We start from the raw sequence: 15,975 nt of genomic DNA on the forward strand, positions 1-15,975 counted from the left end.
TTACTCTTTACTCTTTTATAAATCTTTAATCTTTATAACTTTTTAGCCCAAGCTTTAGCAGCATCATTAATTAATGCATAAGCATGATCAAATGCCTCGCGGCTTTGGCGGTATGGGTCTGGAATATCTTGTTGCCCTATCCATTGGCCAAATAGCATGGTTTTACCGCGCGCCTCAGGTGCAATATTGGCCACTGCGTCGATATGGCCTTTTTCCATCACTAAAATCAGGTCATAGTCACGGCACAAATCACTCGTCACTTGCTGTGCGATATGCCCGTCTAAGCTAACACCATGTTCTTGCGCGACTTGTGCTGCCATTTTATCGGCAGCTTTACCGACCAATGCGCCAACGCCTGCTGAAGCAATTTCTTTTGCCGGCAATAACTTTTTCAGCATGTACTCACCAGACGGTGAACGGCAAATATTGCCCACACATACCACTAAAATTTTATTAAACATTATGGCCATGTCCTTAGACGTAGTGCACCTTCAGTCAAGTTATTAAACCCAGAGATTGTCGGTAATAGTTGTTTTACTACACGGTTCCAACGCGAAATTGGCGCTGCTGTCACATAGACAATATCGTAAGGTTGCAGTTCAAACTCTGTACCTATCACTAATGCAGACGCATCTTTTATATTTAATTGATAGATATTGGCAATCGGCTGTTGGCTAGCAGATTGTTGGTTTTCTGCTGACGGCTCACCTTTTAATGCACTTGTATTCTGATTGCCAATCGCGCTACGAATAACAAACACACCAGTTGCATCCGCTTCCAGTTCGTTAATACCCCCCACACCACTTAACGCCTCGGTTAGACTCATGCCTGCGCGATCAATTTTAAGTAATTTGGGCTCTTTCACTTCACCCATTACAAATACTTTTTGCGCATCGTTACGGGGGATATGAACAATATCACCAGGTTCTAACAGGCGATTTTGCATTAAATCACCACGTTGCATTAGGGCATGCAACGAAAGGTTCTGCTCTTCACCATTGCGAGTTAGGGTTACGTTACGCCAATCGGCGTCGGTATTTAATCCACCAGCGCGGTTAACGGCGTCAAGTAAGGTCAGTGGTACATTCGTTATCGCTTGTTGGCCGGGCTTATTCACTTCACCCGTGATGTAAGTTTTTTGCGAACGAAAAGCCGCAACATTAACATCGACTTGAGGCGTTTCAATAAACTTCGCCAAGCGCGTTGCCATCTCTTTACGAATTTGGGTTACGGTTTTTCCTTCTACTTTGACAAAGCCAATGTAGGGGTAAAAAATGGTGCCATCGGAATGTACCCAGTTACCTGATTCACTCGAACTACGGTATGAACCTGCAGGTATGGTTAATTCAGGGTGATCCCAAATAGTGACATTTAAGATGTCACCAGGGCCGACACGGTACTGATATCGTGCCAATTGCGCATCTAAACTTGGATTTGTTCTAGACGCCGCTTTTGGTGTTTTAAATTGCCCAACAAGCTGCGTTGTTAGTGGGTAAACATTAACGCGGTCGTCAATATTATTTGCATTGTTCGTATCTGTCTGTTCTGGTTCAATAACATTTTTATTATCAAGATTTAAGTGTGAACCAGGTACAGCACAGCCTACCAGCAAGGTGGATGCCATTGCAGTAATGAGTAGCTTCTTTTTAAAATCCATGAGTTCAAATCGTCGTAGTATATGTGAAGGGATTAGCAATAGTTTTTCTGCGCTTGCTGCATAATCAAAGCTGTTGATTACACACGCTACCGCCCTTGGGATGTCAGCCCCCAATCTGCTATCGAAAATGAATCTGCATATTTTATGTCTTCACTTGATCTTGACTAACAGAGCAGCGCTAGACGTTAAACTGCCAATATATACAAGGCTCTCCCACTCTAAGAGCAGCCCTCCATGTATTAAAAAACAGCGGTGTTATTTTACGTAATTTAATTACCAAAATAAAGAGATATCAGCCCTCCATTTTTGAGCTTGGTCTCAAAATGATGCGATTACTTGCAGCCACATGCGGCATAAATCCCCCTCTAGACTGGCAATATTGCATCGAACTTGAAAATAACAGTTTGCTTTAATTTTAATTTTATTTCGTCATTAACGCTTGTCGTGCGACACCTTGTTAATTATTCGTTTTTGAAAGCAATGCAACATTGCTTAACACTGCATAACCGCATATTATTGCGTGAGAAGGTTCCCTTCTTTTGATATTAATTTAGAACAGTTTTAGAACAATAAGGACAACTTATGAAAAAGACAGCATTAGTGGTATTAGCTGCACTTGCTATGTCTGGTTCAGCACTAGCTGCAACTGAGACAGCAGGTGTTGCTGGCGCATCATCATCGACAGCAACTTCAACAGCGGCAGCTGCAAGCACAACAACAGCAGCAACCGGTACGGCGGCAGGTACAGCAGCAGCTACAACAGCAGCCGTTGGTGGTGTTACTGCTACCACTATCGCAGTTGGCGTAGCAGCAGCAGTTGCAGTTGTTGCCGTTGCCGATTCAGGCAGCAACAACTCTACAACGTCTGTATCTGCACCTGCAGCATAAACCGGGTAATTTGACTGGTTTGTTAATATAGCGAACCACACCCTATACCATCCCCCCCCATATATAACGTCGGTTGATGGGTGGGGATGGTATAGGGTGTGGTTATTTTTTATCTATTTATCTAATTTAAGTTGCGCTAGGATGCGAAGATCTCACTTCACAATCCCATTCGGTGGGATTTTTTTATGCCTAACACTGCTCACGGGCTGTAGTCAAAAGTTCCAAGATGTCAACGACACAGCAAAACTGGCCTTATTTGGCGATGACGACACACAGCTTACTACCCAAGCGATTAACCAGCTACCTTATGCCAGCATGTATGCGCGTATAGGTGATGGTCCTCAGGCGTTCATGGTATTAGCCTTTGCAGAACAAGATATTATCTCAAGCTCGCCAACCTCAGCCAATCAACCCAATGCCCCACTATTAAAATGGCTATCAGCCGATCGCGGCTTACTTGTTACTCAAGCTGGACGCATTACTAAGACATTGTCTCTCGCCCAAGGGAACTTAGTGGCGACCACCAGCAAGACTATCGACCCTTTAGCGCTGGGTTTACATAAGGCTTCGACGCCTAAAGCTTGGTCTCGCACTCTTGATTGGCAACCAGGTTACCATTTTGGTTATACCATCAATTCCGCATTTTCGAACGGCTCTGAGCAAGTCATCGTCATTAACGAGCAGCCGATTAAGAGCTTGTACTTTACTGAAGACGTTAACGTACCAAGCTTAGAGCTGAGCTACCAAAATGAATTTTGGCTAAACCCTATAACGGGTGCCGTTATTAAAAGCCATCAACAGCTCGCCCCTGGTTTGCCTGTGGTCGAATTTTCAATCTTGAAACCATTTTCTTAAGGGTAATATCATGAAATCGTTACTTACCCCTTTGCTGCTCCTCGTATTGTCATTGCTAACAGCTTCAGCTACTTATGCAGAGACAGCAAATACCAAGGTACAAATACATACAGGCCAAGCTCTGGATCAAGGTCAAGGTCTAGCTCAAAGTAAAAGCAAACAAATCACTCTGAGCTATGCGAGTGCTGTGCGCACCGAGCAAGTTTTGAAAGACGCGCAATTACAAATCGCTAAACACTCATTGCTAACGACACCTGTGTATTGGTTACAAGCCGCTATTTTCACTCAGCCTTTAGAGCAAGAAAAGTCTGCTTTATTAGCTTTAATTGCAGAAAAACAAAGTGAATTCGATATAACAGATGAGCGTTATACTGCGCTAGCAACACTGCATCAATTTATTTCAAGCAGTCACTTTGCAAAGCGTGCAGCGCTTCAATTGGATTACGACCAAGCCCGAATTACCAATAATGCGAATCCGTTATTATCAGGTGAATTAACACTGCAATTACCTGCTCGTTCAGAGCAGGTTTGGGTACTAGGCGCAGTAAAAGACACGGGGGCTGTAAAGTGGCAACAACGACTATCAACTGCTGAATACTTAGAGCAAGCGAAAGCGATTTCTGCGGCGGAAAATGATACTGCGGTTGTTATTCAGCCTGACGGCAAAATTCAGACGCACCCTATCGCTTATTGGAATGAGCGCCACCATGACATCGCCCCTGGTGCCATTATTTACCTACCGTTTACTGGCGGCTGGCTGGCACCATTGGATGATTTGGGTTTTGACGCCTCAGGTTTTAACGAGATAAATCAAGCGGCTGTTTCCCTACTAAGGGAGCGAGTATTGTAATGAAAAAAACAAACACTTTTGCGCTTTCGGCGTTAGCACTTGCGTTAGCGCCTCTTAGCCATGTTCAAGCCGATGAGTTTGAATCCCCTGTATTTACCCCCTCACAATCTGATTTTGGTGGCGTGGGCTTAATGCAAATGCCAACCGGGCGCGTTGCAAAAGAAGGTGAATTTACCTTAGGCGCTACCTATAACGATGAATATCATCATTATACGGTTTCACTGCAGCTGCTCCCTTGGTTGGAAACCACTATTCGTTATACTTTAGTGCAAGATTTATTGTACGGGTCTGAAGCATTTAGTGGTGATACGAAATATACCGATAAAGGCATCGACGTTAAGTTCCGCCTGCTAGAAGAAAGTTACTGGCTGCCAGAAACCTCTATTGGTTTGCGTGATATAGGCGGTACAGGGCTATTTGATGGTGAATTTATTGCCGCCAGCAAACATGTTGGCCCGCTTGATTTTACCTTAGGGGTTGGTTGGGGCTATATCGGCAACAGTGCTAATTTAAGTGGCGATAAAGCAGCAGGCCGAGATTGTGGCCGAGATACCTCTTATAAAGGTAAAGGTGGTCAAGTTGATTACAGCCGTTGGTTCACTGGTTGTGCTGCCGTCTTTGGTGGGGTTGAATACCAAACGCCTTGGGCACCGCTGCGCTTAAAGGCTGAATGGGATGGCAACGACTATAAGAGTGACTTTCCTGTTACTCGTGGTCGTATCGACATGCCGCAAGATAGCCAAGTCAACTATGGCGCCCTATACCGTTTAGGTAACTGGGGTGACATGCGTTTAAGTTATGAACGCGGCAATACTTGGACCTTTGGGGTAAACCTAAGTACCAACTTTAATGACTTAACCACGACCTGGCACGATGAGCCGAAAGTTACTTATACACCGACATCACCACAAGCAGATGTCAGCACGACAGATTGGCAACGAGTGAAAGAGCAACTTGCGACCAATGCTGGTTATGATGATGCTAATATTTACGTACAAGAAAAAGACGCCTTAACAGGCAGTAAGTCATCGATCACCGTGGTTGGTGATCAAACAAAATATCGTGATCGTAATGAAGCCCATGAACGTGCCGCGTTAGTGTTAGCAGAGACAGGGATTAACGTTGATGAGTATCGCTTGGTTGAAACCAAGAATCACCAATCGACCACTGAAACCCGTATTGATGCCGAGCAATTTGCCAAAGTTGCTAATCATGAATATATCGATGCCAACGTTGAAGACACTAGCTCAACCGCAACACCAACGGCAGCCCAAGGGCGACAAGTTGCAAGTGCAGACAATGACTTCGATTGGGGAATTGCCCCTACACTGCAACAGTCATTTGGTAGTCCTGAAGCTTTCTATTTGTTTAACGTCGGTATTAATGCCAATGCCTCTTACTGGTTAGGCAATCATGTTGAAGCCAGCGGTTCGGTGTATTTCAACATCTACGATAACTACGACCAGTTTAAGTACCAAGGTCCACCACCAGATGGTACTGATTTGAAACGTGTCCGTACCTTGGTGCGTAGCTATATCAGTGATAACCCTGTTCGTATCGATAACTTGCAATTGACTTGGATGGATCACTTTGGTGATAACTTCTATAGCCAAGCGTACGGCGGTTATCTTGAGATGATGTTTGGTGGTATTGGGGGTGAAGTTTTATATCGTCCAATGGGCAGCAACTGGGCAGTGGGTTTTGATGTTAACTATGTAAAACAGCGCGATCCTGAATCACCATTAGGTTTTTACAGTGAAGAGCGTCAGTTTGATTCAAGTACCGGCCGTTACTACCGAGTACAAACGGGGACTGTTACAGGCCATGCAAGTGTGTATTACACCCCGCAATGGAGCATATTGCCTGACACCTTATTGAAAGTAAGTGCTGGCCAGTACTTAACGGAAGATAAAGGGATGACGGTTGATTTCTCGAAACAGTTTGATAGTGGTGTGATTGCAGGTGCGTTTGCATCTTTCACTAACCTATCGGCAGAGGAGTTCGGTGAAGGTAGCTTTACTAAGGGCTTCTATGTGTCGATTCCGTTTGATTTGATGACAGTGAAACCGAGTAACAACCGTGCAACCGTATCTTGGGTACCGCTAACTCGCGATGGTGGCCAAATGCTAAATCGTAAGTACAGTTTGTACGATATGACCGATGCGCGATCACCTTGGTATAGCCGAGCAGCGCAATAAGCCTAGATCACACTGACGACTATTTGATTAAGCGTAAAATAGCAAAAAGCCAGACTCGCGTTAACGAGTCTGGCTTTTTTAATTCTTACGTTTTAGTTAGAAATCACTCTTTGCAGAGTAACTTTCAAGCCGTTAAGCGTTCTTCAGTGATTCCCACATTGCTTTTACGATCACTTGATCGGCAGGGCTTAGCTCTGATTGCGCTTGTGCAATGCTCGCTTCTACTGCTGTTTTCATTTCTTCAACGCAGTTAATGTCATTTTGCTCACAGCTAGCTGCTGACAACGAGATATGTCCACGTAAATAGCCACCAGCAAAAAGCTCGTCATCTGAAGCGGTTTCAACCATATGGTCGATGTGAGTAAGCAATTTTTCTTCGTATTGCTGGATCATAGAAATCTCTCTACTTTGTTACCGTAAATATTTATAAAACGAGTTCAGGAAAGCACGCTTGCGTTAGCGGTGCGATGCCGTAATGTTCACGCAGCGCATCCGATAGCATCTTGGCACGATCTGGAATTCCACAGTTTAAATAGGTGAATACCTGTGCTCGTACTTTCGCCGTGAAGCCTACCCTATCAGGCTCGCAATCACCACTCAAGTTGTCGCAACTCACGCTAAACGCAAAACCGCAGCTGGCGGCTAAAATCCACTCGATAGCTTGTGGTTTAATTTCTACTTTTTCAAACTCAGCCTGTACCGCTTCAGTGCGTCCATCGGGTTCATACCAATAGCCATAATCTTCCAATAAGCGGCGCTGAGGGCCTGCGATACACCAGTGCGCAATCTCATGTAGCCCAGAAGCAAAGTAACCGCGAGCAAAGATAATACGGTGATGACGGTGCTCATCATCAGCTGGAAGGTAAATAGGTTCATCACCACCCAGAATCAGCTCGGTATTATACGATTCTAAAAAAGTACTATTAAATACGGATATAAGGTTGTTGTAATCGTGTGACATTCTACTGCGAAAAGTGGCCAATAACTGCGGCTATGATGCGGAAAGTCGTCGCTAAAGTCTACTTATGCTCAAAATTACATCTAGCAGGTTAGATCGCATCCTATCTTCAAATATCTAGCTGTAACTAATTACTTCATTTTATAAAAAGAACAATCAAGCATGATTTCAATTCATGTATGTCTTTTTTCTTTTCATTCGATAATGACCCTCATCACAATTACAATTCAAGTCATTGTTAGCCTTCTTATTTATAGTGATTATTTTTCATGCTATTAACAACTCTCTACATTATAGGTATTACTGCGGAAGCGATGACTGGCGCAATTGCGGCAGGTAAGCGTCATATGGACTGGTTTGGTGTCATGTTAGTAGCCAGTGCGACAGCAATTGGCGGTGGTACGGTACGTGATGTGCTTTTAGGTCACTACCCACTGGGCTGGGTGGCAAACCCGCAGTACCTTGTGATTACTTGCTTAGCTGGTTTATTTACCACGCTAGTGGCGAAATGGGTTATGCGTTACCACAAAATCTTCGTGATTTTGGATGCGGTTGGCCTGATTGTCTTTAGTATTATTGGTTGCCGTGTAGCGATGGATATGGGGTTACCGCCGCTTATCTGTATCGTCTCAGCGGTTGTTACCGGTATTTTTGGTGGTTTACTGCGTGATTTGATTTGTCGTCGTCAACCTATGGTACTTCACAAAGAGCTGTATGCTTCTGTGGCCTTCCTTGCAGGTGGTATGTATTTCGGCATGATGTACTTTGAAGTGCCAGAGTTGATTACAACAGTGGCGACCTTAGTGGTGGGCTTTGTGGCACGTATGGCGGCAGTTCAGCTGAGTTGGAGCTTACCTGTGTTCAAGCTGGATGACGAAACCAACATCGTTGTTGCACCGAAAGAGTCAGCGACTGACACTAAATAACGGTATCAGCAGAGACAACAAGATCACCAACGAAAAAGGCGAGCCATTGTGAATGACTCGCCTTTTCTCTATCTACTCGTTTTATCAGCTATACAGCACTTAATCGCCCTAAGCTAAGCATTAAAGCGCTAAAACATTAAAAAGCTACACATTAAACAGCTAAAGCATTAAAACGCTAAATCTTTGGCGTATCCGTTCGTACATCGGCATTTTGACCGCGGTGGCGCAGTAAATGATCCATTAAAGTGATCGCCAGCATCGCTTCAGCAATCGGTACCGCGCGGATCCCTACACATGGGTCGTGACGGCCTTTGGTGATCACTTCGGCACTCTCACCTTGCTTGGTAATGGTTTCGCCCGGTACTGTGATGCTAGACGTTGGTTTCAGCGCAATGTGCGCCACAATATCTTGGCCAGACGAGATCCCACCCAAGATGCCACCCGCATGATTGGTTTTAAAGCCTTCAGGTGTCATTGCATCGCGGTGTTGACTGCCACGCTGTTCTACTACTTCAAAACCATCGCCAATTTCAACGCCTTTGACTGCGTTAATGCTCATTAGCGAATGGGCCACATCGGCATCTAAGCGATCGAAGACTGGCTCACCTAAACCAACAGGGACGTTATTGGCAACAACCGTTAGCTTAGCGCCAATTGAATCACCGTCTTTTTTAAGATTGCGGATCAGTTCATCAAAGGCGTCGACTTTATCGACATCAGGGCAAAAGAAAGCGTTCTGCTCAATTTGCGCCCAATCGACTTTATCGATTTTCACATCACCCATTTGCGACAAGTAAGCACGTACTTCAATGCCGTGTACTTGCTTAAGGTATTTTTTGGCAACAGCACCTGCAGCAACACGCATCGCTGTTTCACGCGCAGATGAGCGACCACCGCCACGGTAATCACGTACCCCATATTTTTGGTGGTAAGTGTAATCAGCATGGCCAGGACGGAATAAATCTTGGATGTTGGAGTAGTCTTTTGAGCGTTGATCGGTATTTTCAATCAACAAGCCGATAGATGTGCCCGTGGTTTGGCCTTCAAACACACCAGATAGAATTTTCACTTCGTCGGCTTCACGACGCTGCGTAGTATATTTCGAGGTGCCAGGGCGACGACGATCTAAGTCATGCTGCATATCGGTTTCGTTAAGCGCAAGTCCAGGCGGACAACCGTCAATAATGCAGCCTAGCGCTAGGCCATGGCTTTCGCCAAATGTTGTTACTCGGAATAATTGTCCAATTGTATTACCAGCCATTACTTCCCCTGTCTGCTTTCCGACTATGTCTATGATCTCTCTAATGAGTACATAGTGCAAATTCGACGGGGGGATTGCAAGGACTAATCCATGCCAAATAAATTGTATGCTGTCGTCTGTTTAGCAGGCACAAAAAAGGCCAAATACACTCTGTATTTAGCCTTTCGAGCTAGATTCAAATAAGTAAGCTCAAATTAGCTTTCTTTCTTTGATTTCCACTTTTTAATGCCGCTTGATGCAGGCTTACGATCACGCGGCGCTTCGCTACGTTGATTGTTGCTACTGCCTTGAGATCGGTCTTGGTTGCGGCCTTGAGGACGCGCCTGATCTTGTCGACCATTTCCATTTCGTTCCGTATTGGTACGATCTGTGCGTTGGTTAGCACCCGAACGATAGCCCTCATGGCTGCCATGGTTAGAACGGCGGCTACCAGAACGGTCTTCATCACGGTCGAAACGGCTACGCTCGCCTTTACCTTTATAAGTCTTAAATGATGAGCGGTCATTGCTACCCGTTCTATCATTACGACCACCACGTTCATTGCTGCGTTGCTGTGCATCTTGTAGACGGCTATCAAACAACTTAGCATCGGTTGGCTTGGCGATTTTTTGGCCTTGTGAGTCGGTGCGTGATGCTTCTTCCGTACCCGATTGACCGTCGATCATCGCATGGATCTCTGCCATTTCCGCGTCTGTCATGTAACGCCACTTACCGTTTGGTAGACCATCGATAGTGATGTTCATGATACGAACGCGGCGAAGCTTGTACACTTCATAACCCAATGCTTCAACCATGCGACGAATTTGGCGGTTCAAGCCTTGTGTTAATACAATACGGAAAGAGAAGTCAGTTTCTTTCACCACTTTACATGGCAGGGTCACTGTATCTAAAATTTCTACGCCTGAGCCCATTTTAGTAATGAATTCATCAGTGATGATGCGGTTTACACGTACCACGTATTCTTTTTCGTGGTTGTTGCCCGCACGCAAAATCTTATTCACGATGTCGCCATCGTTGGTCATGAAGATCAAACCATCAGAGAATTTATCCAAGCGACCAATAGGGAAAATACGCTTACGGTGGCCAATAAAATCAACGATGTTGTCTTTAATATGACGCTCTGTGGTACAAGTAACGCCAGTAGGCTTATTCAGTGCGATATAAATCGGCGCTTCTTTTGTTCGTAGCGCACGACCATCAACCAGAACTTCATCATTTGGCTGTACTTTAGTGCCCATCTCTGGCTCATTGCCATTAATAGTTACACGTCCTTGATCAATAAGCTTGTCCGCCTCACGGCGTGAGCAAAAGCCAGTATCACTGATAAATTTATTTAAACGAACGGCTTTCGCATCGTTCTGAGATTGATTGTTTGGCGTCTGATTCTGAGACATGATTTTCTTCTATTAATGAGCGTTTTTCAACGTAATCAAGGTTCGTCAATCCGGGCGATACATGCCCCAATTGCTATCAATTCTTTTGCAATCAGTAATTCTACCTAATCTATCCGTAAACCGAAAAGAAATTCACTGTTTATATCGCATTTAACCATAGTCTAATACCAATCCCATTACTTAGCGAAGCTGAGTCTTGCGTAATAAAAAACAATACTGCTGTGATAATTGATGGGGGCATCTATAGGTGTGGGGTATCTATAGCTTTGGAGGATCTATAGCTTTGGAGTATCTATGGACGGGTGGGAGCTAATTGAAGAAAACCGCCATCAGGCGGCCTTCTTCATCATAGCAATTACAATTACAGTTACGACTTCGCTTCTGTGTGCGAAATATCACCGTGGGTTTGTCTGGCGACAAAGTCTTTTTGTAGCGCCAGTTCAAGCTGATCCGCCACATAACCCGGTGATTTGGTTTTCGCTGATAGCAAGCGGTACATCGCCGGGATCACGAACAAAGTCACGAATGTCGCAAAGGCCATGCCGAAGAACACCACAGTACCCACTGCGATACGGCTTTCTGAACCCGCCCCCGTTGATAAGATCAAAGGAACAGAACCAAACAGAGTGGTAAAGGCAGTCATCAAGATCGGGCGTAAACGACGTTCAGACGCTTCGATAATGGCTTTTTCAAACTCAACCCCTTTATCACGCAGCTGATTGGCAAACTCCACAATCAAGATACCGTTTTTGGTGACCATACCGATGAGCATGATCATCCCGATTTGGCTGAAGATATTCAGGCTTTGTCCCAGAATAATCAGGCCCGCTAAGCCACCAAAGACCCCCATAGGGACAGTTAACATGACCACTAGTGGGTTAATGAAGCTCTCAAACTGTGCTGCTAGCACTAAGTACGCCACTAATAACGCCAAACCAAACACTAATAAGATACTGCTTTGGTTTTCACGGAAATCTTTCGACTCACCCGCGTAATCAATCGTGATGTCTTTCGGCAAACGATCGAGCGCTTCGCTATCTAAGAACTCTAACGCCTCACCCAAGGTATAGCCCGGTACTAAGTTAGCTTTTAACGTGATCGACTTTTGCTTTTGGTTATGGCTCAGCTTTTGTGCTGATGCTACTTCTTCAACACTGGCGACAGACTCTAGGGTTAATAGCTCGCCACTGCGTGAACGAACATAAATTTGGCTTAAATCGGTCGCGTTATTAAAGCTGTTTTCATCACCACGTAAATAGACATCGTATTCTTCACCACGCTCAACAAAGGTAGTTTCTGTGGTACCGCCGAGCATAATTTCCAATGTTTTGGCGATATCAGCAACCGGAATACCCAACTCTGCCGCGCGAGGACGATTCACACTGACGACGAGTTCAGGGGTGGTTTCTGCGTAATCGAGATCCGCACCTTCCATCATTGGGCTTTCTTCCGCTAAGTTTTTCAGCACCGTCGCCCACTCAAACAGCTCGGTATAATCCGCACCATTTAGCACAAACTGGACAGGTTCAGAAGAGCCACCACGGAAACCCGGCATGAACGGCCACACACGAACATCTGGAATTCCCGTTAACGCTTTACGTACTTGGCTCAGCGCATCTGTCGCGCTGACATCGCGCTCTAGCCAATCTTCAAGCTGCATAATAACGAAGCCCGTCTGATCCCCAGCTCGACCACCAAAGGCAGGGGTTTGGATACTGATGGATTTGATCACGCCTTCACCCACCATAGGTAATAAACGACGCTCAACTTCTTCTACGTTACCCACCATACGGTTATAACTAGTGCCTTCTGCCCCTTTAACAAAAGCAAAGATCACGCCACGGTCTTCTTGCGGTGCTAACTGGGCAGGGACAGATTTCAATAAGACAAAACTCAAACCAATACAAGCCAGTACCACAACAGGCGCGGCATAACGGTAGCGTACGGCAGCGGTAACCCATTTACGGTAACCCGCTTCTAATTTGGTAAAGCCTCGATCAACCCATTGATTGAATTTACTGTGCTTAACGTTGGCTTTTAATAGCTTACTACCAAGTACTGGGCTTAATGTCAGTGCAATGATTGAGGAGAAGATCACCGACACCGCCAGCAATACCGAGAACTCAGTAAATAGCGGGCCAACCATGCCATCCATAAATGAAATCGGCAGGAACACCATGACTAATACTACGGTGGTCGCGACTACCGCAAAACCTACTTCGCGGGTGCCTTTATAAGCCGCTAGTAATGGCGGCTCGCCACGTTCAATATGGTGATAAATATTCTCGACTACGACTATGGCATCATCGACCACCAAGCCAATCGCCAGTATCAACGCCATTAAGGTCAGTAAGTTAATAGAGAAACCAAAGAAGTACGCCACCATAAAGGCCGAAATCAACGAGACAGGCACAGTGATCGCAGGGATCAGAGTGGCACGCGCTTGGCCGATAAAGATGTACAACACCATGACAACCAGCATGCCAGTGACAAACAACGTGCTGTAAACTTCGTTGATTGAGCGTTCAATAAACACCGTTGAATCGTAATCAACATATAAAGAAGTCCCCTCGGGAATAAAACGCTGCATGCGCTCAACTTCTTCGTACACCCCTTTTGATACATTCAATGGGTTGGCATCTGTCATGGTGATAATGCCAAGGCTTAAATTCGATACCCCGTTATTCTTAAAGGTCGCATTTTCGTTTTGCGCACCGATAGACACATCAGCCACGTCTTTCAGATAAATTGGCGAACCATCTTCGGCTGTACGCACCACCAAATAAGCGAAGTCTTCTGCTGAACGATATAGACGCGCGGTACGTACCGACATGGTGGTCATGTCATTACGCACAATACCGCCAGGCAGCTCTACGTTTTCTTCATTGAGCGCACTCACAATGTCTTGAGTGGTAATGCCGCGGCCTGCCATTTGATCAGGCTTTAGCTTTACATACATGACGCGGTACAGCGCACCGCTTAAATCCACCGAACTTACACCGTTAATTAAGCTAAAGCGGTCAGTTAACACGCGTTCGGCATAATCGGTTAGCTGGGTACGATCCATCACGCTTGAGGTTAGATTGACGTAAACCGCAGGTTCACCACTGCCGTTATCTTTCGATACCACAGGATCATCAGCTTCATCAGGCAAACGGCGCTGTGCACGTGCCACCGCATCACGAATATCACTGACCCCTTCGGTTAGATTCCAATTCATCTCAAAGGTCACGCTGATCCGCGAAGAACCGTTACGTGTGGTTGATTGAATCGTGTCGATCCCGCTGATGCCTGAAAGCTCATCTTCCAGCGGTGTGGTGATCCGACTTTCCATGATGGTTGCCGATGCCCCTTTATAAGAGGTATGGATCGACACCACAGGGCTTTCAACATCTGGCATTTCACGAACAGAGAGCTTAGAAAATGAAACAACACCAAAAATGACCAACAATAAGCTCAGTACAATCGCGACAACAGGGCGCTTTACAGAGACATCAGATAACCACATTAGGCACCCGCCTTAATCTGAGTATCAGTCTTCGTCTTTTTTCCATCGGCCTGCTGCGCGGTCAAATCATTGACCGTTGCGCCATCTCGAATATTCACAAGTCCTTGCACCACGATGCGATCGCCAATGCCGACACCCGACTCAATCACCACTTCATTTTCAATACGTGCACCCAGTTCAACTTGGGTGCGGTGAGCGATACCCACGTCATCCACCACATACACAAAGCGTTTTGAGCCTGAATACTCCAGTGCTTGAACAGGAATAATCGCCGCTTCTTGAGGGATAAAGTCTAAATTGGCTGCCATTAGCATCCCAGGTTTGAGCTTGTTGTCTTTATTATCAAAGTTGACTCGCACACGGATATTCAAGGAATCACGCTGTACGCGAGAATCAATCGCGACAATTTTGCCGCTAAAAGCGGTATTCAGCCATGCCTGACTGGTGGCATTCACTGTCATGCCTTCACGAAGAAAAGAGAGGTATTGCTCTGGTACTTGAATATCAAGCCGCATCTTAGAAAGGTCATCAAGTGAGAACAGTTCAGTGCCTGTTGCCACTAAGTGGCCTTCACTGAAATCAATCAAACCCACAGTGCCAGCAAACGGTGCGCGAATAGCATGATCATCCAGCTGGACTTTGGCCGCATCTAATCGTGCATCCGCAATTTGAACGCTAGCAAGCTGGCCGTTTAATTCTGTTTGGGTTAACGCGCCACGTTTCACTAAGCGTTCGAATTCAACGTATTTACGCTTCTCATCCGCCAGGTAAGCTTTCGCTTCACTATAACTGGCGCGTGCCTTTGCATCGTCAAGCTGTAAGAGTAAGTCACCTTTATTCACTCGGCTATTCACACCAGCCGTAATACTATTTACCTTAGCTGACACTTCTGTTGCCACCATTACCGAGCGCTGCGCTTCCAGCTTACCCACTAACGAAAGGGATTGAGCAACAGGTTCTGAAGCAACAACACCCGTTGTCACTGCGACAGCACGTTGCGCCGCCATACTTTTCGACGATTTTTCAGCCGCTTGCGATTCGCCATTAAAGATAAACTGACTACCACCAGCCAAAGCGACAGCCACAACAACAGCAACAATTACTTTTTTCATGATAAAAAAACCATATAAATCTAGAGATCTAGCACTAGCTGAATAATATCTGAGTTATGTCACCTGCGCGGTAAAGAAATGTAAAGTTAAGCAATAAAGAGTCTAGCTAATACAATATGCCGAAAAATTCAGCAAGCGCGCAAAATTTAAAGAAAAAAGGTTTACAGCATCAGAGGGTTTGATATTATCCGCTCCGCACTCGTGGAGGGGTTCCCGAGTGGCCAAAGGGAACAGATTGTAAATCTGTCGGCTCTGCCTTCGATGGTTCGAATCCATCTCCCTCCACCATCTTTATTGAAATGCGCAGTAGCGCGTTTCAATTGCTGTATTTTTGCCAAGTACAGTGTAGCAACACCCCGTGGAGGGGT

The 15,975-nt window shown here is 45.5% G+C and carries 13 protein-coding genes and 1 tRNA gene; 6 read left to right on the plus strand and 8 right to left on the minus strand.

Annotation, left to right across the window (positions count from 1 at the left end):
* Positions 1 to 32 precede the first annotated feature (32 nt).
* Together ASV53_RS15950 and ASV53_RS15955 are read right to left on the minus strand one after the other, a co-directional pair.
* Complete coding sequence (locus tag ASV53_RS15950; protein WP_094957809.1) at positions 33 to 461, minus strand: arsenate reductase/protein-tyrosine-phosphatase family protein; 429 nt, start codon at positions 459 to 461, stop codon at positions 33 to 35.
* Positions 461 to 1,657, minus strand: a complete 1,197-nt coding sequence (locus ASV53_RS15955) for a polysaccharide export protein (RefSeq protein ID WP_094957810.1) — start codon at positions 1,655 to 1,657, stop codon at positions 461 to 463. The genes ASV53_RS15950 and ASV53_RS15955 overlap by 1 nt, the downstream gene beginning before the upstream one ends.
* A gap of 582 nt (positions 1,658 to 2,239) precedes the next feature.
* Between ASV53_RS15955 and ASV53_RS15960 the strand changes: the two genes are divergently transcribed.
* The 4 genes from ASV53_RS15960 to ASV53_RS15975 all read left to right on the plus strand — a co-directional run bounded on the left by ASV53_RS15960 (position 2,240) and on the right by ASV53_RS15975 (position 6,448).
* Positions 2,240 to 2,545 (plus strand): hypothetical protein, encoded by a 306-nt coding sequence (locus tag ASV53_RS15960; protein WP_062690911.1) that lies wholly within the window; start codon positions 2,240 to 2,242, stop codon positions 2,543 to 2,545.
* Between the two features lie 141 nt (positions 2,546 to 2,686).
* Complete coding sequence (locus tag ASV53_RS15965) at positions 2,687 to 3,400, plus strand: YjbF family lipoprotein (protein WP_094957811.1); 714 nt, start codon at positions 2,687 to 2,689, stop codon at positions 3,398 to 3,400.
* 10 nt (positions 3,401 to 3,410) lie between these two features.
* On the plus strand, positions 3,411 to 4,250 hold the full coding sequence (locus tag ASV53_RS15970; RefSeq protein WP_094957812.1) for a capsule biosynthesis GfcC family protein: 840 nt from the start codon (positions 3,411 to 3,413) through the stop codon (positions 4,248 to 4,250).
* Positions 4,250 to 6,448 (plus strand): YjbH domain-containing protein, encoded by a 2,199-nt coding sequence (locus tag ASV53_RS15975; RefSeq protein WP_094957813.1) that lies wholly within the window; start codon positions 4,250 to 4,252, stop codon positions 6,446 to 6,448. The genes ASV53_RS15970 and ASV53_RS15975 overlap by 1 nt, the downstream gene beginning before the upstream one ends.
* 132 nt (positions 6,449 to 6,580) lie before the next feature.
* Here ASV53_RS15975 and ASV53_RS15980 read toward each other — a convergent pair whose 3' ends face one another.
* The gene (locus ASV53_RS15980; protein ID WP_094957814.1) at positions 6,581 to 6,841 is read right to left on the minus strand and encodes a YfcL family protein; all 261 of its coding nucleotides are present in this window, start codon (positions 6,839 to 6,841) and stop codon (positions 6,581 to 6,583) included.
* A 31-nt stretch (positions 6,842 to 6,872) separates the two neighbouring features.
* Entirely contained in the window at positions 6,873 to 7,409 is a 537-nt protein-coding gene (locus ASV53_RS15985) for an elongation factor P hydroxylase (protein WP_094957815.1), read from the minus strand.
* Positions 7,410 to 7,675: 266 nt separating this feature from the next.
* On the opposite strand from ASV53_RS15985, the gene ASV53_RS15990 reads away from it, so the two are divergent.
* A complete protein-coding gene (locus ASV53_RS15990; protein WP_062690905.1) occupies positions 7,676 to 8,332 on the plus strand; it encodes a trimeric intracellular cation channel family protein in 657 nt (218 codons plus the stop codon).
* Between the two features lie 175 nt (positions 8,333 to 8,507).
* On the opposite strand, the gene aroC is transcribed toward ASV53_RS15990, so the two are convergent.
* The 4 genes from aroC to ASV53_RS16010 form a co-directional block, all read right to left on the minus strand.
* Positions 8,508 to 9,593, minus strand: coding sequence for a chorismate synthase (gene aroC / locus ASV53_RS15995; RefSeq protein ID WP_094957816.1), 1,086 nt, complete (start codon positions 9,591 to 9,593; stop codon positions 8,508 to 8,510).
* Positions 9,594 to 9,787: 194 nt separating this feature from the next.
* Positions 9,788 to 10,987 (minus strand): 23S rRNA pseudouridine(2604) synthase RluF, encoded by a 1,200-nt coding sequence (gene rluF / locus ASV53_RS16000; RefSeq protein ID WP_094957817.1) that lies wholly within the window; start codon positions 10,985 to 10,987, stop codon positions 9,788 to 9,790.
* 367 nt (positions 10,988 to 11,354) lie between these two features.
* Positions 11,355 to 14,495 (minus strand): multidrug efflux RND transporter permease subunit, encoded by a 3,141-nt coding sequence (locus ASV53_RS16005; protein WP_094957818.1) that lies wholly within the window; start codon positions 14,493 to 14,495, stop codon positions 11,355 to 11,357.
* Positions 14,495 to 15,607: an efflux RND transporter periplasmic adaptor subunit gene (locus tag ASV53_RS16010; protein ID WP_094957819.1), complete on the minus strand. Its 1,113-nt coding sequence runs from the start codon at positions 15,605 to 15,607 to the stop codon at positions 14,495 to 14,497. The genes ASV53_RS16005 and ASV53_RS16010 overlap by 1 nt, the downstream gene beginning before the upstream one ends.
* A 203-nt stretch (positions 15,608 to 15,810) precedes the next feature.
* Between ASV53_RS16010 and ASV53_RS16015 the strand changes: the two genes are divergently transcribed.
* Positions 15,811 to 15,895 (plus strand) — tRNA-Tyr (locus ASV53_RS16015).
* The last annotated feature ends 80 nt before the right edge of the window (positions 15,896 to 15,975 follow it).

The sequence above is a fragment of the Photobacterium sanguinicancri genome (assembly GCF_002265265.1).
Lineage (GTDB): Bacteria > Pseudomonadota > Gammaproteobacteria > Enterobacterales > Vibrionaceae > Photobacterium > Photobacterium sanguinicancri.